Below are 24068 nucleotides of genomic sequence, written 5' to 3'. Positions count from 1 at the left end.
TTCCGGCCGCGACGGCGACGGCGCGGCGATAACGCTCAGCGGTTCTTCAGGACGATGCAGGAGACGCCGGCGCGCTTCAGCGTCACGCAGAGCTGATTGGCCTCTCCCCGGCTGTCGGCGCCGAGACGCACGGCATAGATCCGGCCGGCGCCGGGCGCGCGCTCGCGAAGGACGAGGGGCGTCCTGTCGCCGAGGATCGCGGGAGCCGAGGCCTGCACCCGGCGGAACATCGCCATTGCCACGCTCTGGCTCGGATTGCCGGCGACCTGGACGCCCCAGGGCTTCATCGGCGCGTCGGTGCCGAGCGACGCAAATGCGCGGCTTTTCAGGATCGGCAAACGCCGGCAGGATTCGTCGAACGCCTTGCCCTCCTCGAGCGGCCGGCTTTCGATCTCGCGGCCGTCTTCCTGAAACCATGCGGCCGGGTGGAAGGCAATCGAGAGGACGTAGTTCTCGGTCTCGTAGGGAAGCCGGCCGCCGGCGGCGATCCACCGCTTCACCCGGTTGATGCCGCCATTATAGGCCGCGGCCGCAAGGCCCCAGTTCCCGAGTTCCGATCGCAGATCGGCCAGATAGAGCGCCGAATGACGGATCGCCTCGGCGGCGTCGTAGGGATCGCTCAGGCCCCGCTCGTCGGCGGTATAGGGCATGAACTGGGCGATCCCCTCCGCGCCGACGGGCGAGCGCGCCTTCTCGTCGAAGCGGCTTTCCTTCCAGATCAGACGGGCGAAGAAATCCCTCGGCATGCCGACGGCATCGGCGTTTTCCGCAATCAGGCGGCAGATCCGGTTGATCGCCGGTTCGTCTGCGTCAGCGGCAACGGCGGCGCCAGGAATTTCGTCAGGCGGGGCGAATTGCGGCGGCGACGGCGGATAGGCGATCCCCGGCAGGTTGACCGCGATATCCTTGTCGAGCCGGATGGGCTCGGCGGAGGCGTATGGCATCGTCGCAAGGATGGCGCCGAAAAACAGAAGAGCTGCGGCGACAACGGGCCTTGCCGGCTTCGGCGCAGCCCTGCCCGGATGGCTGACGGACGGGGTGGGGCGGGCGACCCATGCTTGCCTCATTCGGCAGCGGCGCGCCCCGTGCCGAAGCGGTTTTCGATATACTCCGCCACCATCGCCTGGAATTCCTCGGCGATCGCCGGGCCACGCAGCGTCACGGTCTTCTTGCCGTCGACGAAGACCGGAGCGGCGGGCGTCTCGCCGGTCCCGGGGAGCGAGATGCCGATATCGGCATGCTTGGATTCGCCCGGGCCGTTGACGATGCAGCCCATCACCGCGACGTTGAGCGCCTCGACGCCGGGATATTTCTCGCGCCAGACCGGCATGTTCTCGCGGATGTCCGACTGGATCTTTTCGGCGAGCTCCTGGAACACCGTCGAGGTGGTGCGGCCGCAGCCGGGGCAGGCCGCGACGACGGGCAGGAACTGCCGGAAGCCCATGGTCTGCAAGAGTTCCTGCGCGACCTGGACCTCCCGCGTGCGGTCGCCGCCCGGTTCCGGCGTCAGCGAAACGCGGATCGTGTCGCCGATGCCGTCCTGCAGGAGGATGCCCATCGAGGCTGCCGAGGCGACAATGCCCTTGGAGCCCATGCCGGCCTCGGTCAGGCCGAGATGCAGCGCATGATCGGTGCGACGCGACAGATCGCGATAGACGGCGATGAGATCCTGCACCTGGCTGACCTTGGCCGACAGGATGATACGGTTCTTCGGCAGGCCGATCTCCTCGGCCAGCTCGGCCGAGATCAGCGCCGACTGGATGATCGCCTCGCGGGTCACGGCCCTTGCCGAGCGGGGCTGCGGCAGCGCGGTGTTGGCGTCCATCAGGCGTGTCAGCAGCTCCTGGTCGAGGGAGCCCCAGTTGACGCCGATGCGCACCGGCTTGTCGTAGCGGATCGCCATTTCGACGATGTCCGCGAACTGCTTGTCGCGCTTGTCGCGAAAGCCGACATTGCCGGGATTGATGCGATATTTCGCCAGCGCCTCGGCGCAGGCCGGATGATCGGCGAGAAGCTTGTGGCCGATATAGTGGAAGTCGCCGACCAGCGGCACGTTGAGGCCGAGCCGCTCCAGCCGCTCGCGAACCTTCGGCACGGCCGCGGCGGATTCGTCGCGGTCGACGGTGATGCGGACGATTTCCGAACCGGCCTTCGACAGCGCCGCGACCTGCGCGACGGTGGCGTCGATATCGGCGGTGTCGGTGTTGGTCATCGACTGGACGACCACCGGCGCTCCGCCACCCACCATCACACCGCCGACGTCCACGCCGACCGTGGCTCTGCGCGGCGCGGGATCTGCCTCGATGGTCTCGATCGGGATCTGGATGGTCATGGGCGGTCCTCGTTTGAGGAAATTTCAGAACACTGGCTTCGAGGTGGCGCGTTCACGGGCGCTTGTCAATTCTGGCCGCCAGTCGTGACGCAACCGTGACGCCCGACCGGCGGAGGCGCCAGGCTGACGGGCGATCGACGATCAGGGCTCTGTCTTGACCCGCGCCGGACTGGCCGCCGCTTCTCCCGAACCTGCGTCCGCTCCCTCGTCCGGGTGCACCGTGACGGTCGCCGTCAGCCCTGCGACGAGCCGGCTTTGCGCCGGCACGTCGTCGAGCGCGATGCGCACGGGAACCCTTTGGGCGAGGCGGACCCAGGAGAATGTGGGCGTCACGTCAGCGAGGAGATTCGAGCCGTCGGTACGCTCGCGATCCTCGATGCCGGCGGCGATGCTCTCCACATGACCGCGCAATTTGCTTGCGCGGCCCATCAGTTCGACCGTGACAGGATCGCCGATGGCGATCTTCGGCAGCTGATTCTCCTCGAAATAACCCTCGACGCGCAGCGTGTCTGTGTCGACCAGCGCCATGATTCCGGCGCCGGAGGAGATGTAGTCGCCGGGATTGAGCGCAAGATTGGTGATGACGCCGTTGGCGGGCGCATGGATGGTCGTGCGCTGAAGATTGAGGGCCGCCAGATCGCGGTTGGATTTCGCCTCGTCATAGGCCGCGCTCGCCTGGGTGACGGCGAGATCAGCCTGCTCGATGGTCTGGGCGGAAACCGCCGGGCCGTTCTTCAGGCGGTGATAGCGCTCGGCGTCGCGCTGCGCCTGCTTCAGCGCTGCCGCCTTGTCCGCGAGCGAGGCGTCGGCAAGATCGAGGGCGATCTTGAAGCGCTCGGGATCGATGCGCAGGAGGACATCGCCCTTCCTGACGGTCTGATTGTCCGAAACGAGCACGGCCTCGACCGGCCCCGAGACGTCCGGCGCGATGGAGACGACGTCGGCGCGCACATGGCCGTCGCGGGTCCAGGGCGTGTTCATGTAGCCCTGCCAGAGATTCCAGCCGGCGGCGAGCGCGATGGCAAAGAGGGTCAGGGTGAAGGCGGTTTTTAGAATGCGGGAAAGACGGGCGGTCATGAGACATACCATTGGGCAGCGTTCGCCGCCGCGGCGACGAGGAGGATGAAGATCGAAAGGTCGAACAGCGCCGGGTGCCAGACGAGGCGATAGACGCCGAGGCGGGCAAGAACCCGCTTGAGAAGGACCAGCGCGACGTAGGACGCCAGCGCGAGGACGAGCAGCTTCGGGACGAAGACCCCGAAGAGCGACAGATCACCGGTCATCGCAAAACTCCTATTCGGCCGCGACGGCATAGCCGTCGAAGGTTTCTGCGATGCCCTCGGGACGGTCCGGGCCTGGCGGCGGGGCAGCGGCGAAGAGGGCGCGGCGAAGGCCGACAAGCGCCGGAGTCGGCCGTCGGGCGCCGGCGCTTTGCGTATGCTCGCAAAGGCTTCGAAGCGCAGCGTCGATGGTGTCGCGCAGCATCTCGGGCGGTTCGGCCGGCGCCACCCCCGATGCCCTTTGCCGATAGAAGGCCGCGACCTGTGAGAGCACGGCCTCGATCGCTGCTCTTTGCCGCGGCTCCAGATCTTTTCTCGCAGATGTCAGATCGAGAATGTTGAGGCCGACGCGCATTTCCGCGAAGGCTTCGGCAGCCTTCTCGCCCGCCTGCGCACCCAGCCGTGGCACCAGCTGGCCGAGCCGGTCGAAGAACCGGCCCGCAAAGGCCGGGGCCGCATCCGCACGCCGGCCGGCGGCGAGATCGGCGATTTCCCGCCAGCCCTGGCTCTGGAGCCGGCGCGCGGCCAGCGCCGAGCCGAAGGGCCGGGTGAGGATCGTCCAGACCAGGGTGAACACCGCGCCCAGCACGGACGCGATCGCCCCGTTCACGAACTGGGTGAAGTTCGCCGTGTAGACATCGTGCAGTGAGATCAGTGTCGCGCTGTTGATGGCGAGGAGGATGCCGATGAACATCGTCTTCGGCCGCCCGATCAGGATCGGAAGAAGCAGGAACACCGGAGCGAAGACGACGACGAGGCCGACGAAGGTCGTGACCAGCGGCAGAATGCCGAAGACGTAGACGCCCGCCATCACGCAACCGACCGCCGTCAGGATCGCCATCTGCTTCAACTGCGGCAGCGGGTTGTCCAGCGCGGCAAAGAACGCCCCGGAGACGCCGGCGATGAGGACGAATCCCGCCCCCTGATCCCAGCCCGTATAGATCCAGACGAGGCAGGCGACGAAGAGACCGCCGATCGCCGAGATCGCGGCAAAGGCCATCATGCCGAAATCGTAGTGCGGTACCTCGGTCGCAACGTTCGATAGCCGCAAGGGTACATCTCGTCGGGCCTTTCGCCCGGCGAGGATCTCGCCCTTCAGGGTGACGCAGTCGCTCCAAAGATCGACGAGATCGGCCAGGCGCGCCAGGGCGCTCTCTCCGAGGAGGCCGTCCCAGCCGGGCCCGGCGCCCTCCTTGCGGGCTTGCACGTCGGCAATGCGCGCGGCAAGGCGGCGGCTGCCGTCACGATGCACCTGTCCCTCGCTCGCGATCCACGCATCGATCTCCCAGCAAAGAATGGCGATTTCAGGCGGCAGCTTGCCGTCGTCATCACGAATGGCGGCGAGCCGGTCGGCGAGAGAGGACAGGAGCGCCGGCAGCATGACGAGCCGGCCGCGCAGCTGGCGCGCCGCCCACACCACCCCCGTCATTTCCGGATCGTAGCGCAGCTGGCCGATCAGCTGATCCACCGCCTTCACATCGGGCGCGAGCTTCACCGTCTCGGCCAAGCGGCTTTCGCCCTGTCCGCCGAGAACGTCGCGGGTCCAGGATCTGGCGTCGGATAGCCACCCATCGACGCGCGCCGCGACGACGCTTCCAAGGCTCTGGGGCAGAACGAGAGCGCTGATGAGGCTGGTACAGGTGATGCCGAGAATGATTTCCTGCGAGCGTGCGACGGCGACGTCGAAGACGGTCGATGGATCGCCGACCGTCGGCATGGCGATCAGGGGTAAGGTGTAGCCCGAGAGCATGAACATGTAGGAGCGCGGCGTGCGATCGAGGAAGGACACGAAGAGCAGGCCGCCCGTCCAGATCGCCACGACGGCGCTCAGGACGACGGGCTCGCCGACGAAGAGCGGCGTGAAGAACACCGCCGCCGAGGCCCCGATCACCGTGCCCAGCGCCCGGTAGAGGGCTTTCGAGCGGGTCGCGCCGGCCAGCGGATTGGCGACGATGAAGACCGTCGCCATCGCCCAGTAGGGGCGTGGCAGATCGGCGCTGAGCGCGATGAAGAGGGCCAGCATGGACGCAGCGAATGTCTTCGCGGCAAAGATCCACTCCAGCCGCGAGGGCAGGGCGAAAGCGAACATCAGGGGGTCTCTTCGGGCGTCTCGGACGGTTGCTGATCGTCCTTCGCAGCGTTCGCCTGAAAATCGTCGAAGGCGGCGAAGACGCGGAGCGTGGCTTTTATGTCGTCAAGAGGCACGTCCTTGAGAACGAGTGCCCGAAAGGCGACGAGATCGGTCTCGATGCTTTCCATGACCGCGCGCCCGCGCATCGTCAGCCACAGCGTCTTGGCGCGGCGATCGGCAGGGTCCTCGCGCCGTTCGACGAGGCCGCTCTGGCAAAGCTGGTCGAGAAGCCGGACGAGAGACGGGCCCTCCATGCCGACCTCTTCGGCCAGGGCGCCCTGGCGAACCCCGTCGCCGAGGCGGCCGACCGCCACCAGCGGATGGGCACAGGCCTCGGATACCTCGTGACAGTCGATGCGCGCGCGGACGAGCTTGCGCCACACACGGCCGACCCTGAGAAGGTCGCTCGTCAGCTCGAACTGAAGGGAAGCATCGCGTTTCATACGTATATTGATAGTATCCTATCTAATAGGATGCAATGGGAGTTCGGGCAATTTGCCGCGAACGGTCCGTGCCGCATATCGTTGACGGTGGCGTCTGATGCATCGAAGCTGGTTTCCGTCCGCCGGCAGGCGCGGCGCCCGGCGGCCCGACCGGCCGGGACATGGACTGAACGGAGGAGAAGCTGCATGGACGTCGGATACGGCCCGATCGTCGTCGTGATCGTCTTTCTGGCCCTCATCGCCGCAATGCCCACCTGGCCCTATTCGCGCCAGTGGGGCTACCGGCCGACAATCATTCTCGCGATCGTCTTCATGATGATCGCCGTCTTCGTCGCGATCGGCGGTTTTGGGCCGGTCTAAGAGGGAAAAGATTCTTAACCAAGCGGGAGAGCGGCGTGGGAACGCAATCTGCGTTCAACGGTTTGTGAGGCGATCAAACAACTCTTCAAGGAATCCCGTCATGGGCCTCGGTACGATCCTCCTCATCATCGTCATTCTTCTCCTCGTCGGCGCGCTGCCGACCTGGGGCTATTCCGGAGGCTGGGGCTACGGACCCTCGGGTATCCTTGGGCTCGTCCTCGTCATCGTCCTGATTCTCGTGCTGCTCGGGCGGATCTGACCGGCAGCGTCTGATCCGGCCTGGAGCGAGAGCGGCGACGTTTGGCCGGATTGACGCTCTGACCGACGCATTGCAAACCTTGTCCGCGCCTCTTTCTCAAAGCGCGGGCAAGGAGCGGAAATGCTGAAGAAAATTCTGATCGGTGTTTTCGTTCTGGCCCTTTTGGCTGCCGGCGCCTTCTACGCTCTCACCATGCCGGACCGGCTGGCGCCGGAACAGATCGCCGCCGAGGGCAGCGGCGATGCGGCCCGCGGGGAGCGGATGTTCTGGGCGGGAGGCTGCGTCTCCTGCCATGCGCCCTCGAAGGCGAAGGGTGAGGACAGGCTGAAGCTTGCGGGGGGCGATCCGCTGAAGACGCAATTCGGCACGTTCTATGCCCCGAATATCTCGCCCGACCCGGAAACCGGGATCGGCCGATGGACGCTCGCCGACTTCGCCAATGCCCTGCAGCGCGGCGTCGACCCGGAAGGGCGCCACCTTTATCCGGCCTTTCCCTACACGTCCTATGTCCGCATGAAGAAGCAGGACGTCGCCGATCTGTTTGCGTATCTGAAGACCCTGCCGGCCGTGAAGGCCGAGGCACCCGAAAACGAGCTTGCCTTCCCGTTCAACATCCGCCGCGCGGTCGGGCTCTGGCAGCTGGTCTTTCTCGGCGATGGGGCGCCTGCGGTTTCCTTGCCGGACGATGCCTCCGAAGCCGCCCATGCCGGCCAGTATCTTGCCGAAGGGCCGGGCCATTGCGGCGAATGCCATACGCCCCGCAGCTTCGGCGGCGCGGGCGGTCTCGAGACAGCGAAATGGATGGCGGGTGCGCCGAGCCCGGAGGGCGAAGGCAGGGTGCCGAACATTACGCCTTCCGCCTCCGGCATCGGCTCATGGTCGGCGCAGGACATCGCCTATTTCCTGGAGAGCGGCTTCACGCCCGACTTCGATTCCGTCGGCGGGTCGATGGTCGAAGTTCAGGAAAACATGGCGAAACTGACCGACGCGGACCGGCAGGCGATCGCGGCCTATCTGAAAGCGATCCCGCCGGTGGACGATGCGGCGGATACTGCTGAGTAGGCTGGCTCGCGGCGGCGGCAGCGCTTTTCCGGGCTCCGCTCGCGAACGGTTCAAGTTCTGAGAAAAAAGTCCGCGAGAAATCGGGGGAAACTTTCCCGGAAACGGCAAAGGGCCGTGTCCTGGGAACACGGCCCTTTGCCTCGTCTTTCGCGATACCAAGCGCTCGGGGCGCTGGCGGATAGATCATCCGCGCTGGTCGTCCTCGTCCTCTTCGGGCTCTTCCCGGCGCATCGAAGAGAGCTTGGCGAAGACGGCGGCTTCGTCGAGCTCCTGCTCTTCGCCGCCGCTGGAGGACGACATCGGCTCCCAGTTCTGGGTCTGGGCCGCGGACAGGAGCCGCTCTTCCTCGGCGAGCTCTTCCGGCTTGGGCATGCCGCGCGTCGCCTTTTCGACTTCGAGGTCGAGGTCGATCTGCGAGCAAAGGCCCAGCGTCACGGGATCCATCGGCTGGAGATTGGCCGAGTTCCAGTGGGTGCGCTCGCGGATCTGCTCGATGGTGTTCTTGGTCGTGCCGACGAGCCGCGAAATCTGCGCGTCTTTCATCTCCGGATGGTTGCGCACCAGCCAGAGAATGGCGTTGGGCCGATCCTGGCGCTTGGAGACCGGGGTGTAGCGCGGGGCCTTGCGCTTGGATTCGGGCACGCGAACCTTCGGAGGCGCAAGTTTCAGCTTGTGCTTCTCGTCCTTTTCGCCGCGCTCGATCTCGTCGCGCGAGAGCTGGCCGGTGATCACAGGATCGAGACCCTTGATGCCTTGCGCCGATTCGCCGTCGGCGATCGCCTTCACCTCGAGCGGGTGGAGGGTGCAGAAGTCGGCGATCTGCTCGAAAGAGAGCGAGGTGTTGTCGACCAGCCAGACCGCGGTCGCCTTCGGCATCAACAATTGCTGGGCCATGGATAAAGTTCTCCTGTTCGCCGACCCCGGAGGGGAAGGCCGTGGATCATCGCAGGATGTCCGGGAAATCGGGGTTCGATATAAATCTTTCGGGCTTTCGGCGCAAGGAAAGCTGCGGGTAAAACTCCATTCGCCCATCGAAGGCGGTGACGCTCACGTGAACAGGACGGCGACGGAGAGGGCGTAGAGCGCGAAGACCGAAACGCTTTCGAAGCCGATATTGAACATCCCGCTCTTTTCGCGCTTCATCATTCCGAGCAGGACGACGACCACCATCAGGGTCGCGAACAGCGCCGTCGCCTGGTCCTGCGGCTTCATGTCCAGATAGAGCGATTGCGGCGTGACGAAGTCGGCGAGGCTGAGAAACAGGATCTCGAAGGCATTGCCGCCGATGATGTCGCCGACGGCAAGGCCGACGGCGCCGATCTTCACGGCGGCGATCGCGGTGACGAGTTCGGGCAAAGAATTGGCGATCGCCGTGAAGGTCGTGCCGAAAAGGGTCTGCGAGACGCCGGTGAGCGAAACCAGCGCGATGCTGGATTGACCGACGACGTAGCCGGCGGCGGCGGTGAGTGCGGCGAAAAGGGCAAACAGTCCCCACAGGGTTCCGTCGCTGCGCTGATCGTCGCTTTCGGAGGCGTCGGACATCTCTTCGCGGGTCTCGTCGGTGACCGTCGCCTGCCACATCCCGCTATCGTGGACGTTGCGCATCAGGAAGAGGCCGAAGACGTAGCCGATCAAGAGGATATAGGAGGCCGGATGCACGCCGAAGACGGCCAGGTCGGGGACCGTCGAGGCGAGAAGGGCCGTCGAGAGCATGGCGACGAGCAGCAGTCCCTGCGCCAGCGCGACGGGGGTTGCGGCGGCGTGCTCCAGATTGGCGCGGCGATAGAAGATGTCGGCGACGGCGATGAACAGCGTCTGCGCCGTCAGCCCGCCAAGCGCGTTGCCGATCGAAAGGGAGGGGTAGCCCTGCAGGGCGGTGGAAACCGAGGTAATCGCGCCGGGAAGCGAGGTCGAAGCCCCGACGAACAGGGCACCGGCGACGACCTCGCCGAGCCCGGTGCGATCGGCGAGTTCGTCGGCCAGATGCGAAACCTTCACGCCGGCATAGGTGATCACCGCGGCGGCAGCGACGAAGAGGACGATGTTCAGGGTAAACCCGAAGCTGGAAAAATCGATCATTGAAACTCGTTTCGTGGCAGCCCCTGTCGTGGCGCTTTGTCGTTTCCGCGCCACGATGGAAGAGGCGGCACGCCGTTGCGGTTTCCTTCCTCTCGTCGAGGTGCCGCCTTCAGGACCCGATCATGTCGGCTCGCCGGTCTCGCTTCCGGTCGTCAGGACGATCTTGCCGATATGGTCGTCGTCCATGTGGCGATGGGCGTCTGACGCGGCTTCCAGCGGGTATGTCTTGTCGATCAGCGGCTTGACCTTGCCGCTCTCGATCAAAGGCAGCACGTGGGTGGAAAGTTCCTCGGCGATCGACGCCTTGAGGGCGACCGGCCGGTTGCGCAGGGTCGAGCCGGTAATCGTCAGGCGCTTGCGCATGATCTTGAAGAGATCGACTTCGGCCTTGGCGCCTCGCTGCACGGCGATCTGGACGATCCGGCCGTCCTCGGCAGCGACCTCGATGTTGCGGGCTGTGTAGTCGCCGCCGATCATGTCGAGGATGAGGTCGATGCCGCGGCCTCCGGTCGCTTCCTTCAAGGCCGAAACGAAGTCCGCGTCACGGTAGTTGACGCAGGCGTCGGCGCCGAGTTTTTCCGCCGCCCGGCACTTGTCGTCGCTTCCCGCCGTCGCGAAGACCCGCGCGCCGAATGCATGGGCCAGCTGGATCGCGGTCGTTCCGATGCCGGACGTCCCGCCATGGACGAGGAAGGTCTCGCCCGATTTCAGGCCGCCGCGCTGGAAGACGTTGTGCCAGACGGTGAAGAAGGTTTCCGGAAATCCCGCCGCCTCGACGAGGCTGAGCGCCCGGGGAACCATCAGGGCGTTGTCCTCTGCGACCGTGACGAAATCGGCATAGCCGCCGCCCGGCACCAGCGCCATTACCCGGTCGCCCGGTGAAAATGCCGTGGCACCCTCGCCGAGCGCTTTCACCGTGCCGGCGACTTCCAGCCCCGGCCATTCCGGCGCACCGGGGGGAGGGGGATAAAGGCCCTGACGCTGCATCACGTCCGGCCGGTTGACGCCTGCTGCCGCCACCTCGATCAGGATCTCCCCTCGGTTCGGGCTCGGCACCGGCCGGGTGGCAAGACGCAGCGCCTCCGGCCCGCCCGGTTCGCCAATTTCAATCACCCGCATCTCGCTCTCGGCCGTCATGATCGTTCCTTTTTCCTGTCGCGTCATTCCCGTCATCGCTAACGGGCGCTCGGCGAAAGGTAGAGAAAATCTTGCGATGGAAACCTCGCGTTAAGCCTTGGGTAAGGTTTCCTGTGTATCACTGAGATCAGTCCAGTTCGCTGGATAGGCGGCGCGCTATCCGCACCGTTTGACGCCTCCCTGTTGAAACTCCTGAGAGCCGTCCACTACGGCTCTTTTTTTTGCCTATCGTCAGGCTCTCGGGCTATTAACCGAGGTTAAGGAAAAGCGAAGATCCCGGCTTGCTTCCGCGGCCAAGTCGCCGCACCTTGGCCCGGCGACGAAGCTACGATGTTGCGTTCGTTGTGATTCTTCGGACAGGCAGTCAGGAGTTGGCGCTAGGCCATGGCATCTCAGACGACAGACTCGCAGAGTGACGATCGGACCATCAAACTGGCCGAGCACCTGGCGTTCTCGCGCTCGTTTCAGCCCTTGTTCAACGAGGGCATGGCGATGGTCGATGAGACGGCGTCCTATCTCGACGGTGACGGACGAAGCGAGGCCAAGAGCCTGACGCGCGCCGGCGCGACGCTCTATGCCGCCGAATCCATGCGTCTGACCACGCGTTTGATGCAGGTCGCCTCGTGGCTGCTGCTTCAGCGCGCCGCCAATCAGGGCGACATGTCACGCAGCCAGGTCGAGGCGGAAAAGGTCAAGGTCCGGCTCGAAGGCCTCGGCAGCGGCAAGGATTCGCCCCAGTATCACGAGCTGCCCGAGACGTTCCGCGAGCTCGTCGAACGGGCGATCAAGCTCGAGCGTCGCATCGCCATGCTCGACCGTGAAATCTACGGCACGGCGGCGGCCGAAGACGAACCGGCCGAGACGGCCAATCCCGTCGGCCAGCAGATCGATCTCCTGAAGACGGCATTTCACGGCTGAGGCTGCCTCCATTCGGCGGCTTCAGGCTAAGCCTGCGTCCAGCGCAGCATCGCGGGTCGAGGCCTTCGAGGCGAGATCAGGCTGAGGCGGCTGTCCGCACAGGGCCTTGCAAGGCCTCAGCGTCTTCGCGCGATCTTCAAAAGCATCTCGACGTCGACAACCTCTTCCAGCTGCGCGGCGATCGCGTCGAGCGCTTCCTCCACCGACTGGCCGTAACCGGTCTCGCCGCTGGTGATGCCGTAGCGCTCCAGAAACTTTCGGCGGAATCCGTCGGCTCCAAAGAGCCCGTGAAGATAGGTGCCGCAGACCCGGCCGTCCGGTGATGTAGCTCCGTCGGGCTCGCCGTCGAGGATCGCAACGGGCCGCGCGCAATCAGGCCCGACGGTCTTGCCCAGATGGATCTCGTAGCCCTCGAGAGGCAGCCCGTCCGGCGTTCTGGCGGAACTCGGTCGCACCGTCTTTTCCGGCCGCATGACCGTCTCCACATCGAGAAGACAAAGGCCCTGCGCCTCGCGCTCTTCGCCCTCGAGACCCTCCGGATCGCGCACCACGCGGCCGAGCATCTGATAGCCGCCGCAAAGCCCGACGACATGGCCGCCGCGGGCGACATGGGCCGAAATATCGTGGTCCCAGCCGTTCGCCCGCAGGACGGCGAGATCTCCGATGGTCGATTTCGAGCCCGGCAGGACGAGGAGTTCGGCATCCTGCGGCAGCCGCTCGCCCGGCCGGATGAAGCTGACGGCGACGTCCGGCTCCGCCTTCAGGGGATCGAGATCGTCGAAATTGGCGATCCGGCCGATCACCGGCACCGCCACCTTGAGCTTCGCCGCCGTCGCGTTTGCGGCGAACGGCCGTTCGAGCGCGACGGAATCTTCGGCCGGCAAGCGTGAGGCCGCGGCGAGGTAGGGCACGACGCCGAGGCTCGGCCAGCCGGTGTGGTGCCGTATCGCCTCGATCCCGTCGTCGAAGAGCGAGACGTCGCCGCGAAAGCGATTGATCAGGAAACCTTTGATCATCGCGCGGTCTGGCGCGTCGAGGATCGCGTGGGTGCCGACGAGCGAGGCGATGACGCCGCCTCGGTCGATGTCCCCGACGAGAACGACCGGAACGCTTGCCGCCGTGGCAAAGCCCATATTCGCGATGTCGTTTCGGCGCAGGTTGATTTCGGCCGGCGAGCCCGCCCCTTCGACGATGACGAGATCGGCTCCGGCCGAGAGCCGCTCGAAGCTCTGGAGCACCGTGTCGAGAAACCGTGCCTTCAGCGCCTGGTATTCCCGCCCCTTTGCCGCGCCGGCGACCTTGCCGGACAGGACGATCTGGCTCCCCGTCTCCGACTGGGGCTTGAGGAGAACCGGATTCATGTCGACCGTCGGGGCGACGCGGCAGGCGAGCGCCTGCAGCCACTGGGCCCGGCCGATTTCGCCGAATAGGCCCGTTCCGGGGATCGAAGCCACGGCGGCATTGTTCGACATGTTCTGCGGCTTGAACGGGCGCACTCTCAGCCCGCGATCGGCAAACAGCCGGCAGAGCCCGGCGACGAGCAGCGACTTGCCGACGTCGGAGCCTGTTCCCTGCAGCATGATCGCCGGCGTTCTCGCCAAGTTTCGCTCCCGTGCGGGTCTTTCTACTGCCAGAGCAGCTTGAAAGCCAGCGCCAGGCACACGACGACAAGCAGCGGGCGGATGAATTTCGCGCCGAAGCGCATCGCCGTCATCGCCCCGAGCCGCGCGCCAACGAACTGGGCAACGCCCATGACGAGGCCGATCTTCCAGATCACCGAGCCGGCGAGCGCGAAGACGACGAAGCCGCCGAGATTGGAGGCGAAATTGAGCAGCTTGGTGTGGGCGGTCGCCTTCAGAACGCCATAGCCCGCCAGGGCCACGAAGGCGAGCATGAAGAACGAGCCGGTCCCCGGGCCGAACAGGCCGTCATAGGCGCCGATCAGCGGCACCAGCGCCAAGGCGAAGACGGTTGGAGACATTCGCCGCTCGGCGTCGATGTCGGACAGACCGGGCTTGAAGGCGAAGAACAGGGCGACGGCGATGAGAAGGAATGGCAGCCCCGTCTCGAGGATCTCGGTCGGCAGCACGCGGGCGGCCAGAGCGCCAAGACAGGCGCCCAGAAAAGACAGGATCGCCACCGGTGCCTGCTTGCGAAGGTCCATATGGCCCTTGGCCGCATAGGCGATGGTCGCCGAGGCCGAGCCGAAGATCGACTGGACCTTGTTGGTCCCGAGCGCGGTCAAGGGCGGAACGCCCGCAAGCAGCAGCGCCGGAATGGTGATCAGCCCGCCGCCTCCCGCGACGGCATCGACATAGCCGGCGATGAAGGCCGCTGCGGCGAGAAACAGGATGATATCGAGAGTCATGAAACCGATCGGGGTGGGAGGATACCGCCCTCTATCCCGTTTGCCGGGAACCGCAAAGCGCCAGCGGTGCTGCCATCACTACCCATGCAACGCTTTTGCAAGGCTGATCGGAAAGAATTTCGCCTGACTTATCATTGGCTACCTGAAGTTAATCCATTTTGCTGCAATCCTCTGCCGATACAAGGCGCGATGGGGTGGATCATGAAACTGAGCGAACTGACGGATTGGTTCGCGCTGCGAAATGTAGAGCCGGAACTCGTCCTTGCACAGTACGCGGAGCTGCATAGGCAGGTGCCTTTGCTCTATGCGCTGCTTGCGGTGAATTCTCTAGCCGTCACCTACACGCATTTCGGTTTCGCGCCGTCCTGGATGACGGTGCTCGTGCCTGCGGTGCTCGTGCTCGCGTCGCTGGCGCGGCTCGTCGTCTGGCTCGCGCGAAGGCACCGGCAGTCGAATGCGCAGGATGCGTTGCGCGAGCTTCGCAAGACCTACCTGCTCGCCGTGATACTCGCCAGCGCTTATGTCGCTTGGGCGCTGAAACTCAATGCCTATGGCGGCCACTACGAACAGGCGCATGTGGCGATCTTCATCGCCATCACGGTGATCGGCTGCATTCTGTGTCTGACCAAGCTGCCGCAGGCGGCGCTTTCGGTCACGCTGATCGTCACGATCCCCTATCTCGCCTACTATCTGTCGACCGGCAACACGGTGTTCAAAGCCGTCGGCCTGAACATGTTCCTGGTGACGGCCGTGATGATCCAGGTGATGCTCAACCACTTTCACGGTTTCCGCCAGCTGGTGACGTCAAAGGGCGTGACCGAGCGCCTCAGCCGCGAAAACCTGCGGATGGCGCATACCGATGCCCTGACCGGCCTGCCCAATCGCCGATATTTCTTCGAGGCCCTCAATGATCGCTTCGCTCAGGCTGCGGAAAACGGCAAGCCGCTCGCGGTCGGCGTGATCGATCTCGATCGTTTCAAGCCCGTCAACGACACATTCGGGCATCTGGTCGGCGATCGGCTTCTGGAGGCCGTCGCCGAGCGCCTTCGCGAAACATCCGTCCCGACCCTCCTCATCTCCCGTCTGGGCGGCGACGAGTTCGCGTTTATCCTCGATTGCGACGAGGTGTCGGCCACTGACTATGCCGGCAAGATCTGCGCGGAGCTGGCCGAGCCGTTCAAGGTCGAAAACCTGACGCTCTCCATCAGCGGCTCCTGCGGTGTCGCGATGCTGGAGAGTGGCTGTGTGGAAGCACACCAGCTTTTCGACCGGGCCGACTACGTTCTTTATACCTCGAAAGAGTCGAACCAAGGCAATGTGACCGTCTATTCACCGGCGCATGAAAGCAAGATCCTGTCGGCGCAGGCTCTCGAATCGGCCATGCGCTCTGCGGATCTCGAAGCGGAAATGCACATCGTGCTGCAGCCGCTCGTCAATTACAGGCGCGGCGAGGTGGTTGCCGTGGAGGCGTTGGCCCGCTGGAAAAGTCCGTCACTCGGCGACGTCCCGCCGACGAGCTTCATCGCCGCCGCCGAACGCTCCGGCATGATGCACGATCTGACGTTGATGTTGCTGACGAAGACGCTCGATCTCGTCGAGCGACTGCCGCCCGGCATGAAGCTCTCCTTCAACCTTTCCGCCCACGACATCACCTCGCCCTCGACGATCTTCGCCATGGTCGCGTCGATCCTCCGCTCGGGCGTCGATGCCAGCCGACTGGTGTTCGAGGTGACCGAAACGGCCGTCATCCGCGACTTCAACACGGCGATCGGATCGCTCGACATGTTGCGTGCCCTCGGCGCCCATATCGCGCTCGACGATTTCGGGACCGGCTACTCCAGCCTTAGCTACCTCCTTCGCCTGCCAATCGACAGGGTGAAGATCGATCGCAGCTTCATACCGGGCTGCGATACCGAAGCCGGCTGCAATCTCCTCAGTTCGATTCTCGCGCTCTGTTCATCCCTGAAGCTCACTTGTATCGCGGAGGGTGTGGAAGACGCAGACCAGGTGTCGATCCTTCGGAACCTCGGCTATGAGAGCTTCCAGGGCTACTACTTTGCCAAACCGATGCCGATCGAAGAGCTCGCGCCCTGGGCCCAAGCCTGGACGGCCGAGCAGGCGGCAGGGCGGAAGCGCACGATCGACCGGTCCTTGGCGCCCTGACAAAGCCTTCGGCCGCCTGACGAGTAAAGCCGTTCCTCCCGTCGCGACGAAGGTCGAGTCCGGCTTTTCCGATCCTTTGCATGGTGGGCAGAGGCCGGGTTTGACCCGGTCGTCAATCCCATCTACCCCATGGCTGTGAAGACGATGGTGCTCCTCTCGAGGGAGCTGAAAGCGATTCCGGTGCGGCCGACCCAAGCAGGGGGCCAAGACGGAGCTGTCGGATCGATTCGCCGGCCTCTCGACGGGGGAAGGCGGATCCTCCGGGCGTCGTGAACGGACAGGAGGATCGACATGAAAGCTTTGATGTTGTGCGGCCATGGCAGCCGCGACCAGGGCGCGGTGACGGAATTTGCCGGTTTGGCCGAAAAGCTGAAATCGCGGCTGCCGGACTGGAAGACCGACTATGGCTATCTGGAATTTGCCAAGCCGATCATCCGCGACGGCCTCGATCGCCTGCGCGCCGAGGGCGCCCACGAGATCATGGCGCTGCCGGGCATGCTGTTCGCCGCCGGCCACGCCAAGAACGACATTCCCTCGGTGCTGAACACCTATGCCGCCGAGAACGACGTCCAGATCCGCTACGGTCGTGAACTCGGCATCGATCCGAAGATGCTGCGCGCCGCCGGCGAGCGGATCAAGGAATGTCTTCGCGCCGATGGCTGGCAAGAGGGCGAGCCGCTGCACGACACCATGCTCGTCGTCGTCGGGCGCGGGGCCTCGGATCCCGACGCCAACTCCAATGTCTCCAAGGTCATGCGGATGCTGTGGGAAGGGCTCGGCTTCGGCTGGGGCGAGACCTGCTATTCCGGCGTCACCTTTCCGCTGGTCGGGCCGGGGCTGAGCCACGCGGCGAGGCTCGGCTACAAGCGGATCGTCGTCTTTCCGTATTTCCTCTTCACCGGCATTCTGGTGCGCCGGATCTACGACCAGACCGACGCGGTGGCGGCGGAGCATCCCGGTATCAGGTTCCTCAAGGCACCCTATCTCGGGGCCCATGAGATGGTGGTCGAGACCTTCGTCGAAAGGCTGAACGAGATCCTCGAGGGCACCAACGTCATGAACTGCCAGCTCTGCAAGTATCGCGAGCAGGTGCTGGGTTTCGAGGCCGAGGTGGGCCTCGCCCAGGAAAGCCATCACCATCACGTCGAGGGCATCGGCTCGGCCGCCGATTGTGCGCTCTGCGACACGACCTGCACCGGGGCATGCCGGGTATCAAAGGTGCCGGGTCACGATCATGTCGGCCACGATCATGGTCATTCTGACGGTCACCATCATCATCACGATGGCGACCATCATGGCCACGCCCATGATCACAATCATTCCCATTCCCGTGGCGGCCATGATCATGCCCATGATCACGGGCATTCGCATGGAAAGGGCCATTCTCATGGCCATGACCATCATCATCATCCCTATCCGCATGCCGACCACCCTCTCGGCCCGCGGTCGATGCGCTAGTTAAAGGCGCCAAGCAGAACGCGCCCGAAGGAAGAAGACGACCCGATGCCACTTTTCGACCGCTACGCGATCATCGACTGGTCCGCCGCCAACACGCCGACCACCGGCAAGGATTCGATCTGGATCGCGCTGGTCGAGCGGACGGAGCGGGACGTCCAGCTGGTCGAGACCGTGAACCCGTCGACCCGCTCGGCGGCGATGGCGCGGCTGCGGCAGTTCTTCCGTGACGCGCTCTCAGACGGGAAGACCGTCTTTGCCGGTTTCGACTTTCCCTTCGGCTATCCGAAAGGCGGGGCTGCGGCCGTGGCGGGAGAGGGCGGCTGGCAGTCCCTGTGGGCGTTCTTCGCCGAGGCGTTGCAGGACCGGGACGACAACTTCTCCAACCGCTTCGAGGTCACCGGTCGGCTCAATCGCGAGCGGCTGGCCTTCGCGCCGATGTATTGGGGCCGCCCGATGCATCAGGAGGTGCCGGGGCTGTCGGTCAAGAAGCCCGATCCATACCCGACGGCGCTGCCGGAAAAGCGCATCGCCGAGACCCGCACGAGCCGGGCGCAGCCGGTCTGGAAGCTGAACTTCACCGGCTCCGTCGGCAGCCAGGCCATCACCGGCATCGCGCGGCTGGAAAAGCTGCGCACCGACCCGGAATTTGCCGGCAAGATCGCCGTCTGGCCGTTCGAGACCGGTTTTGCGGAGGCGATTTCGGCACCGATCACGCTGGCCGAAATCTATCCCGGCCTCGTCGATATCGAGAAGGGTGAGAAGTCCTGCGTCGACGAGGCGCAGGTCGAGACGCTCGCCGAACTGTTTGCAAGGCTCGATGCCGCCGACGGCTTCGGAACGCTGCTCGCCGCGCCGCGCGACCTTCAAGGCGACGACCTTTCGACCGCGCTCGCCGAAGAAGGCTGGATCGTCGGCCTCGACCAGCTGCAGGAAGCCAATCTCGCGGCCGAGAAAGCCGGCGGCCTTGCGGCCATGGCCGACAGCATCGACGATGCGGGCTATCTCAAGGACCCTGCGACGATCTATGCGGAGAGCTTTCGCATCATCCGCGAGGAGGCCGACCTCTCTTCGGTGCCCGCCGAGGCGGAGGCGCTGGCCGTGCGGATGATCCACGCCTGCGGCATGACCGACATCGTCGCCGACCTCAGCGTTTCCGACGGCGCCATCGCCGCCGGCAAGGCCGCGCTCGAGGCCGGCGCGCCGATCCTGTGCGATTCGGAGATGGTCGCCCACGGCATCATTTCGGCCAACCTCAAACAGCAGAACAAGATCGTCTGCCGCATCACCGATCCGCGCACCCGGCGCATCGCCGAGAAGAACGCGACGACCCGCTCCGCGGCGCAGGTCGATCTGTGGGGCGACGAGCTTCTGGAGGGCGCGATCGTCGCCATCGGCAATGCGCCGACGGCGCTGTTCCGGCTGCTCGAACGGCTGGAAGAGGGCGCGCCGCGCCCGGCGCTGATCATCGGCGTCCCCGTCGGTTTCGTCGGCGCGGCGGAATCGAAGGCCGCGCTGCTCGAAACGACCTACGGCGTTCCCTTCGTGACAATTTCCGGTCGGCGCGGCGGCTCGGCGCTGGCGGCCTCAGCCGTTAACGCGCTCGCCATTTCGGCAGACGAGACATGAGCGATCCCGTCCGGCCCTGGCTTTCCGGCAAAACCGGCACCAATGACGAGGGCCGTGCAGCTGTCGGTACGGCGCGGCCCTGGCTGACCATCGTCGGCATCGGCGACGGCGGCGTTTCCTCGCTCAGCGGCGAGGCGATGGACGCGCTCGACAATGCCGCGACGATCTTCGGAGGGGCGCGCCATCTCGCGTTTTTGGGCGATACGCGGGCTGAGACGGTCGTCTGGGAGACGCCGTTCGCCGATGCCCTCGGCCGGCTGCTTGAACGCGCCGGCACGCCGACGGTGGTCCTTGCCACCGGGGATCCGATGTGGTTCGGCGTCGGCGCGAGCCTTGCCCGGCATGTTTCCCCGGACGAAATGCTGGTGCTGCCGGCGCCATCGGCGTTTTCGCTGGCTGCGGCGAAGCTCGGCTGGCCGATCCAGAACGCGTCCTGCCTGACCGTTCACGGCCGGCCCGTCGATCAGATCTCCCGCCATCTCTTTCCCGGCGAGAAACTGCTGATCCTGTCGGAAAACGGCGGCTCGCCCCGCGAGATCGCCCGCCTCCTGACCAGCCGTGGCTTCGGCCAGAGCCGGCTGACCGTGATGGAGCATCTCGGCGGCGAAAGGGAGCGGATCCGCGCGACCGTCGCGGCCGGATATGATCTCGGCGATGACGAGGCCGATCTCAACCTCGTCGCCGTCACCTGTGTTGCCGGGCGCGCCGCGACGCCGCGGCCGACCGTCGCCGGCCTGCCGGACGATGCTTTCGTCCACGACGGCAAGATGACCAAGCGCACGCTGCGGGCGCTCGCCATTGCCGCGCTGGAGCCGATGCCGGGGGCTCTGCTGTGGGATCTCGGGGCCGGGGCCGGTTCGATCGCCGTCGAATGGCTGCGCGCCGCGCCGCGCGTCCGCGCCATCGCCATCGAGCCGAAGTCCGAACGCTGCGCGATGATCGCCGAAAACGCCGCGACGCTCGGGGTGCCCGAACTCTTCATCGTCGACGGCAAGGCGCCGGAGGCGCTGGCCGGGCTCGATCAGCCGGACGCGATCTTCATCGGCGGCGGCCTGTCGGATGGCGTCTTCGATGCCGCATGGGATGCGCTGAAGCCCGGCGGCCGGATGGTCGCCCATGCGGTGACGCTGGAATCCGAGGCGATCCTGCTCGATCTTCATGGCCGGCTCGGCGGCGAATTGATGCGTGTCGCCATCGACCGCGCCGAGCCCGTCGGGCCGTTTCGCGGTTTCCGGCCGTCCATGCCGGTCATCCATTGGCATGTGACGAAGCCGAATCCCCGGCCGGGGCAGGCGGGATGACGACCGGCCGGCTCTACGGCCTCGGCGTCGGTCCGGGCGACCCGGAGCTGTTGACGCTGAAGGCGCTGCGCATCCTCAAGGCGTCGCCCGTCGTCGCCTATCCGGCGCCCGATCACGGGACGAGCTTCGCACGGTCCATCGTCGCGGAATTCCTGACCGGCGGACAGGAGGAAATTCCGATCGTCGTGCCGATGCGGGTCGAGCGCTTTCCCGCCGCCGAGGTCTACGACGCCGCCGCCGAAACGATCGCCGCACGGCTCGACGCAGGGGACGACGTCGCGGTTCTTTGCGAGGGCGATCCCTTCTTCTACGGCTCCTTCATGTATCTCTTCGAGCGGCTCGCCGAGCGCCACGAGGCTGAGATCGTTCCGGGCGTCGCCTCGCCCATGGCGGCTGCCGCAAGGGCGCTCCGGCCGATCGCGGCACGCAACGACATTCTCACGGTCATTCCCGGCCCGCTCGGCGACGAGGCGCTCGCCGAGAAGCTTCTCGGCGCCGAGGCCTTCGTTATCATGAAGCTCGGCCGCCATTTCGACCGCGTCCGCGCGCTGATCCACCGGCTCGGGCTGATCGACAACGCGGTCTACTGCGAGCGTGTGACGCTCGGCGAAGAGCGCATTTCACCGCTCGCCGACGTGACGGGCGATGCACCCTATTTTTCCATGATCCTCGGCTATCGCGGCGCCGAGCCGGCGATCGCCCGGCGCTATGCCCGCGCCAGCGCCGGCGCCGGGGAAAGCCCAACCGCAGACGGGAACGATCCGGCGTGAGTGACCCGACAGACCAGACCCCCGCCGTCCTTTATCTGACCTCGGCGGCCCGCCCGCTTGCCGGAACGATCGCCGCGACCATCGCCGGCGAGGCGATCGGCCTTGGCGCAAGGGCCGGGCAGCATGACGGGACAGGCAGCGGCGCGGCCGAGACCGCTCCATCGAGCGTCGCGGAAGAGATCCGGCGGCTCTTCCTCGACGGCCGGCCGATCGTGGCGCTGATGGCGAGCGGCGCCCTGATCCGCATTCTCGCGCCGCTTCTTGCCGACAAACAGGCCGAGCCGCCGGTCCTTGCCGTCGCCGAGGACGGTTCGGCCGTCCTGCCGCTGCTCGGCGGCCATCATGGCGCCAACGATCTGGCCCGAACGATCGCGGCGGCGACGCAAGGTTTCGCGGCGGTAACGACGGCCGGCGATCTCAAATTCGGCATTGCCCTCGATGCGCCGTCGGCTGGCTACGCGCTGGACAACCCCGGCGCTGCAAAGCCGGTCATGGCGGCCCTCCTCGCCGGCGCCAAAGCGCGGCTGGAAGGTTCGGCCCCCTGGCTCGAGAGGTCGCGTCTTCCCTTTGCCGAAGAAGTTTCCCCCGCCAGCGACGACGACGTGCGGCTCACCGTTTCGGCCAGCGCTCGCTCGCCCCGGCCGAACGAGCTTCTCTACCGCCCGAAGACGCTCGTCCTCGGCATCGGCGCCGAGCGTGGCGCGCCCGCCGCGGAGGCGATCGCGCTCGCCGAGGCGGTGCTTGAAGAGGCCGGCGTCAGTGCATTGGCGCTCGCCGCCGTCGCCAGCCTCGACGTCAAGGCCGACGAGGCGGCGGTGCACGACGTGGCCCGGCATTTCGGCGTGCCGGCGCGGTTCTTCACCGCCGAGTGGCTAGAGGCGGAAGCGCCGCGTTTGAAAAATCCGTCGGAGGTCGTGTTCGCCGAAGTCGGCTGCCACGGCGTCGCCGAAGGTGCGGCGCTGGCCGGCGTCGGACCCGACGGCGATCTTCTCCTCGACAAGCGCAAATCGAAGCGCGTCACCGCCGCCCTCGGCGAAGCGCGCGACCCAATCGATCCCGCCATGATCGGCCGCGCGCGGGGCACGCTCTTCGTGGTCGGCATCGGGCCGGGCAGCGAGGCCTGGCGCTCGCCGGAGGTGAGCCGCATGGTCGCCGCGTCCACCGATCTCGTCGGCTATTCGCTCTATCTCGATCTGCTCGGGCCGCTCGCGGCGAACAAGGCCCGGCATGATTTCGACCTCGGCAAGGAAGAGGCGCGGGTGCGCCATGCGATGGAGCTGGCCGGCGAGGGGCGGACCGTCGCGCTGGTCTGTTCCGGCGATGCCGGCATCTACGCCATGGCGACGCTGGTTTTCGAACTTGTCGACAAGGGCGACCTGTCGGATGCCGCCAGACGCATCGAAATCGTCAACGCGCCGGGGATTTCGGCGTTGCAGGGTGCAGCAGCGCGGGCAGGCGCCCCGCTCGGCCATGATTTCTGCACCATCTCCCTGTCCGACCTTCTGACGCCCTGGGAGGATATCCAGCGCCGGGTGAGGGCGGCGGCGGAAGGCGACTTCGTCATCGCCTTCTACAACCCCGTCTCGAAGAAGCGGCGCACCCAGCTCGCTTATGCCCGCGACGAACTTTTGAAACACCGCCCGGCGGAGACGCCGGTGGTGCTCGCGACCAATCTCGGCCGTGACGGGGAGAGCGTGCGCATCGTCAGGCTGGATGCGCTCGATGTCGACGAGGTCGACATGCTGACGGTGGTGATCGTCGGTTCGTCGAACACCCAAGTGGTGTCGACTGGCGATGGCAAACGCTGGGCCTACACACCGCGCGGTTACGCCCGCAAGGATGGGACGGGGATTTCAGCTTAGAGTGCCATGCGTGCGAACGGACGCCAGCGTGCAAGACAGTTCCGTCGAACGCCGCATATCGAGTTCCTGACACTCCGGGATCAGGCGTCCGCTTTTATCGCGTTCGTCATGCTCGGGCCCCGACCCGAGCATCCAGTGCTTCGATTAAGCTTCTGTTGTGTCGAACGTTTCTGGCAACTGTGTTCATTCGAACGCCTTTCTGTCTCTCTGCATGGCGTTGAGAACAGTGAGAAGCTTTCTGGCGACGGCGATGATGCCGACTTTCTTCGATCCCGATCTTTCGGCGACGGCTTGAAAGAAGCTCTTGAAACGGGTGTTTGCGCGAATGGCACCGAGGGCGGCCATGTAGAGAGCTTTGCGCACCCGGCGCCTTCCGCCCTTGATGTGCCTGCGCCCCCGGCGATGCCCGCTGTCGTCGTTGAACGGTGCCAGGCCGGCAAGGGCACCGGCCTTCTTCGGCGTCAACGAGCCGAGTTCGGGCATATGGGCGACCAGTGTCAGCGCCGTGATCTTGCCGAC

The 24068-nt window shown here is 65.7% G+C and carries 22 protein-coding genes; 10 read left to right on the top strand and 12 right to left on the bottom strand.

Features of this window, described 5'->3' with window-relative positions:
- Positions 1-35: 35 nt before the first annotated feature.
- The 6 genes from J6595_RS00110 to J6595_RS00085 all read right to left on the bottom strand — a co-directional run bounded on the left by J6595_RS00110 (position 36) and on the right by J6595_RS00085 (position 6186).
- Positions 36-1067 (bottom strand): lytic transglycosylase domain-containing protein, encoded by a 1032-nt coding sequence (locus tag J6595_RS00110; RefSeq protein WP_245197501.1) that lies wholly within the window; start codon positions 1065-1067, stop codon positions 36-38.
- On the bottom strand, positions 1064-2332 hold the full coding sequence (gene ispG, locus J6595_RS00105) for a flavodoxin-dependent (E)-4-hydroxy-3-methylbut-2-enyl-diphosphate synthase (RefSeq protein ID WP_209592404.1): 1269 nt from the start codon (positions 2330-2332) through the stop codon (positions 1064-1066). Before ispG ends, J6595_RS00110 begins: the two co-directional genes overlap by 4 nt.
- A 141-nt stretch (positions 2333-2473) precedes the next feature.
- On the bottom strand, positions 2474-3409 hold the full coding sequence (locus J6595_RS00100; RefSeq protein WP_209592403.1) for an efflux RND transporter periplasmic adaptor subunit: 936 nt from the start codon (positions 3407-3409) through the stop codon (positions 2474-2476).
- Entirely contained in the window at positions 3406-3615 is a 210-nt protein-coding gene (locus J6595_RS00095) for a DUF1656 domain-containing protein (protein ID WP_209592402.1), read from the bottom strand. Before J6595_RS00095 ends, J6595_RS00100 begins: the two co-directional genes overlap by 4 nt.
- A 10-nt stretch (positions 3616-3625) precedes the next feature.
- Positions 3626-5701, bottom strand: a complete 2076-nt coding sequence (locus tag J6595_RS00090) for an FUSC family protein (protein ID WP_209592401.1) — start codon at positions 5699-5701, stop codon at positions 3626-3628.
- Positions 5701-6186, bottom strand: a complete 486-nt coding sequence (locus tag J6595_RS00085; protein ID WP_209592400.1) for a MarR family winged helix-turn-helix transcriptional regulator — start codon at positions 6184-6186, stop codon at positions 5701-5703. Before J6595_RS00085 ends, J6595_RS00090 begins: the two co-directional genes overlap by 1 nt.
- Positions 6187-6372: 186 nt before the next feature.
- On the opposite strand from J6595_RS00085, the gene J6595_RS00080 reads away from it, so the two are divergent.
- The 3 genes from J6595_RS00080 to J6595_RS00070 all read left to right on the top strand — a co-directional run bounded on the left by J6595_RS00080 (position 6373) and on the right by J6595_RS00070 (position 7867).
- Positions 6373-6546: a DUF3309 family protein gene (locus tag J6595_RS00080; protein ID WP_209592399.1), complete on the top strand. Its 174-nt coding sequence runs from the start codon at positions 6373-6375 to the stop codon at positions 6544-6546.
- A gap of 100 nt (positions 6547-6646) precedes the next feature.
- Complete coding sequence (locus J6595_RS00075) at positions 6647-6805, top strand: DUF3309 family protein (protein ID WP_209592398.1); 159 nt, start codon at positions 6647-6649, stop codon at positions 6803-6805.
- A gap of 120 nt (positions 6806-6925) precedes the next feature.
- Complete coding sequence (locus tag J6595_RS00070) at positions 6926-7867, top strand: c-type cytochrome (protein WP_209592397.1); 942 nt, start codon at positions 6926-6928, stop codon at positions 7865-7867.
- A gap of 183 nt (positions 7868-8050) precedes the next feature.
- On the opposite strand, the gene J6595_RS00065 is transcribed toward J6595_RS00070, so the two are convergent.
- From J6595_RS00065 to J6595_RS00055, 3 genes are all read right to left on the bottom strand, one after another.
- Positions 8051-8761 (bottom strand): DUF1013 domain-containing protein, encoded by a 711-nt coding sequence (locus tag J6595_RS00065; RefSeq protein ID WP_209592396.1) that lies wholly within the window; start codon positions 8759-8761, stop codon positions 8051-8053.
- A gap of 153 nt (positions 8762-8914) precedes the next feature.
- Positions 8915-9946 carry a sodium:calcium antiporter gene (locus J6595_RS00060; RefSeq protein ID WP_209592395.1) on the bottom strand — a complete coding sequence of 344 codons (1032 nt, stop codon included), beginning with the start codon at positions 9944-9946 and terminating at the stop codon, positions 8915-8917.
- A 120-nt stretch (positions 9947-10066) separates the two neighbouring features.
- Positions 10067-11083, bottom strand: coding sequence for an NAD(P)H-quinone oxidoreductase (locus tag J6595_RS00055; RefSeq protein WP_209592394.1), 1017 nt, complete (start codon positions 11081-11083; stop codon positions 10067-10069).
- Positions 11084-11467: 384 nt separating this feature from the next.
- Between J6595_RS00055 and rcdA the strand changes: the two genes are divergently transcribed.
- On the top strand, positions 11468-12001 hold the full coding sequence (rcdA, locus tag J6595_RS00050) for a protease adaptor protein RcdA (protein WP_209592393.1): 534 nt from the start codon (positions 11468-11470) through the stop codon (positions 11999-12001).
- A gap of 116 nt (positions 12002-12117) precedes the next feature.
- On the opposite strand, the gene J6595_RS00045 is transcribed toward rcdA, so the two are convergent.
- On the bottom strand, positions 12118-13581 hold the full coding sequence (locus tag J6595_RS00045; protein WP_425342116.1) for a cobyric acid synthase: 1464 nt from the start codon (positions 13579-13581) through the stop codon (positions 12118-12120).
- A gap of 44 nt (positions 13582-13625) precedes the next feature.
- Positions 13626-14369 carry a TSUP family transporter gene (locus J6595_RS00040; RefSeq protein WP_209592391.1) on the bottom strand — a complete coding sequence of 248 codons (744 nt, stop codon included), beginning with the start codon at positions 14367-14369 and terminating at the stop codon, positions 13626-13628.
- 84 nt (positions 14370-14453) lie between these two features.
- Here J6595_RS00040 and J6595_RS00035 point away from each other — a divergent pair, with 84 nt between their 5' ends.
- From J6595_RS00035 to cobJ, 6 genes are all read left to right on the top strand, one after another.
- On the top strand, positions 14454-16532 hold the full coding sequence (locus J6595_RS00035; RefSeq protein ID WP_245197549.1) for a putative bifunctional diguanylate cyclase/phosphodiesterase: 2079 nt from the start codon (positions 14454-14456) through the stop codon (positions 16530-16532).
- Positions 16533-16823: 291 nt separating this feature from the next.
- On the top strand, positions 16824-17990 hold the full coding sequence (locus tag J6595_RS00030) for a sirohydrochlorin chelatase (RefSeq protein WP_209592389.1): 1167 nt from the start codon (positions 16824-16826) through the stop codon (positions 17988-17990).
- Between the two features lie 972 nt (positions 17991-18962).
- Positions 18963-19616: a precorrin-8X methylmutase gene (locus J6595_RS22375; protein ID WP_245197548.1), complete on the top strand. Its 654-nt coding sequence runs from the start codon at positions 18963-18965 to the stop codon at positions 19614-19616.
- Positions 19613-20917: a precorrin-6y C5,15-methyltransferase (decarboxylating) subunit CbiE gene (gene cbiE / locus J6595_RS00020; protein ID WP_209592387.1), complete on the top strand. Its 1305-nt coding sequence runs from the start codon at positions 19613-19615 to the stop codon at positions 20915-20917. The genes J6595_RS22375 and cbiE overlap by 4 nt, the downstream gene beginning before the upstream one ends.
- On the top strand, positions 20914-21687 hold the full coding sequence (cobI, locus tag J6595_RS00015) for a precorrin-2 C(20)-methyltransferase (protein ID WP_209592386.1): 774 nt from the start codon (positions 20914-20916) through the stop codon (positions 21685-21687). The genes cbiE and cobI overlap by 4 nt, the downstream gene beginning before the upstream one ends.
- Positions 21684-23549 carry a precorrin-3B C(17)-methyltransferase gene (gene cobJ / locus J6595_RS00010; protein ID WP_209592385.1) on the top strand — a complete coding sequence of 622 codons (1866 nt, stop codon included), beginning with the start codon at positions 21684-21686 and terminating at the stop codon, positions 23547-23549. Before cobI ends, cobJ begins: the two co-directional genes overlap by 4 nt.
- A gap of 183 nt (positions 23550-23732) precedes the next feature.
- Here the strand turns inward: cobJ and J6595_RS00005 are convergent.
- On the bottom strand, positions 23733-24068 hold a 336-nt coding region (locus J6595_RS00005; RefSeq protein ID WP_209592384.1), incomplete at its 5' end, for a transposase.

This window comes from Jiella mangrovi (assembly GCF_017815135.1).
Lineage (GTDB): Bacteria > Pseudomonadota > Alphaproteobacteria > Rhizobiales > Rhizobiaceae > Jiella > Jiella mangrovi.
Note: the sequence above shows the minus strand (reverse complement) of the source record. Positions and strands in the feature narration are given on the sequence as shown.

Excerpts from the sequence above, each read along its gene's own strand:
- J6595_RS00110 (WP_245197501.1), bottom strand. The coding sequence starts at position 1,067 with ATGAGGCAAGCATGGGTCGCCCGCCCCACCCCGTCCGTCAGCCATCCG.
- ispG (WP_209592404.1), bottom strand. The coding sequence starts at position 2,332 with ATGACCATCCAGATCCCGATCGAGACCATCGAGGCAGATCCCGCGCCG.
- J6595_RS00100 (WP_209592403.1), bottom strand. The coding sequence starts at position 3,409 with ATGACCGCCCGTCTTTCCCGCATTCTAAAAACCGCCTTCACCCTGACC.
- J6595_RS00095 (WP_209592402.1), bottom strand. The coding sequence starts at position 3,615 with ATGACCGGTGATCTGTCGCTCTTCGGGGTCTTCGTCCCGAAGCTGCTC.
- J6595_RS00090 (WP_209592401.1), bottom strand. The coding sequence starts at position 5,701 with ATGTTCGCTTTCGCCCTGCCCTCGCGGCTGGAGTGGATCTTTGCCGCG.
- J6595_RS00085 (WP_209592400.1), bottom strand. The coding sequence starts at position 6,186 with ATGAAACGCGATGCTTCCCTTCAGTTCGAGCTGACGAGCGACCTTCTC.
- J6595_RS00080 (WP_209592399.1), top strand. The coding sequence starts at position 6,373 with ATGGACGTCGGATACGGCCCGATCGTCGTCGTGATCGTCTTTCTGGCC.
- J6595_RS00075 (WP_209592398.1), top strand. The coding sequence starts at position 6,647 with ATGGGCCTCGGTACGATCCTCCTCATCATCGTCATTCTTCTCCTCGTC.
- J6595_RS00070 (WP_209592397.1), top strand. The coding sequence starts at position 6,926 with ATGCTGAAGAAAATTCTGATCGGTGTTTTCGTTCTGGCCCTTTTGGCT.
- J6595_RS00065 (WP_209592396.1), bottom strand. The coding sequence starts at position 8,761 with ATGGCCCAGCAATTGTTGATGCCGAAGGCGACCGCGGTCTGGCTGGTC.
- J6595_RS00060 (WP_209592395.1), bottom strand. The coding sequence starts at position 9,946 with ATGATCGATTTTTCCAGCTTCGGGTTTACCCTGAACATCGTCCTCTTC.
- J6595_RS00055 (WP_209592394.1), bottom strand. The coding sequence starts at position 11,083 with ATGACGGCCGAGAGCGAGATGCGGGTGATTGAAATTGGCGAACCGGGC.
- rcdA (WP_209592393.1), top strand. The coding sequence starts at position 11,468 with ATGGCATCTCAGACGACAGACTCGCAGAGTGACGATCGGACCATCAAA.
- J6595_RS00045 (WP_425342116.1), bottom strand. The coding sequence starts at position 13,581 with ATGCTGCAGGGAACAGGCTCCGACGTCGGCAAGTCGCTGCTCGTCGCC.
- J6595_RS00040 (WP_209592391.1), bottom strand. The coding sequence starts at position 14,369 with ATGACTCTCGATATCATCCTGTTTCTCGCCGCAGCGGCCTTCATCGCC.
- J6595_RS00035 (WP_245197549.1), top strand. The coding sequence starts at position 14,454 with ATGCAACGCTTTTGCAAGGCTGATCGGAAAGAATTTCGCCTGACTTAT.
- J6595_RS00030 (WP_209592389.1), top strand. The coding sequence starts at position 16,824 with ATGAAAGCTTTGATGTTGTGCGGCCATGGCAGCCGCGACCAGGGCGCG.
- J6595_RS22375 (WP_245197548.1), top strand. The coding sequence starts at position 18,963 with ATGGCCGACAGCATCGACGATGCGGGCTATCTCAAGGACCCTGCGACG.
- cbiE (WP_209592387.1), top strand. The coding sequence starts at position 19,613 with ATGAGCGATCCCGTCCGGCCCTGGCTTTCCGGCAAAACCGGCACCAAT.
- cobI (WP_209592386.1), top strand. The coding sequence starts at position 20,914 with ATGACGACCGGCCGGCTCTACGGCCTCGGCGTCGGTCCGGGCGACCCG.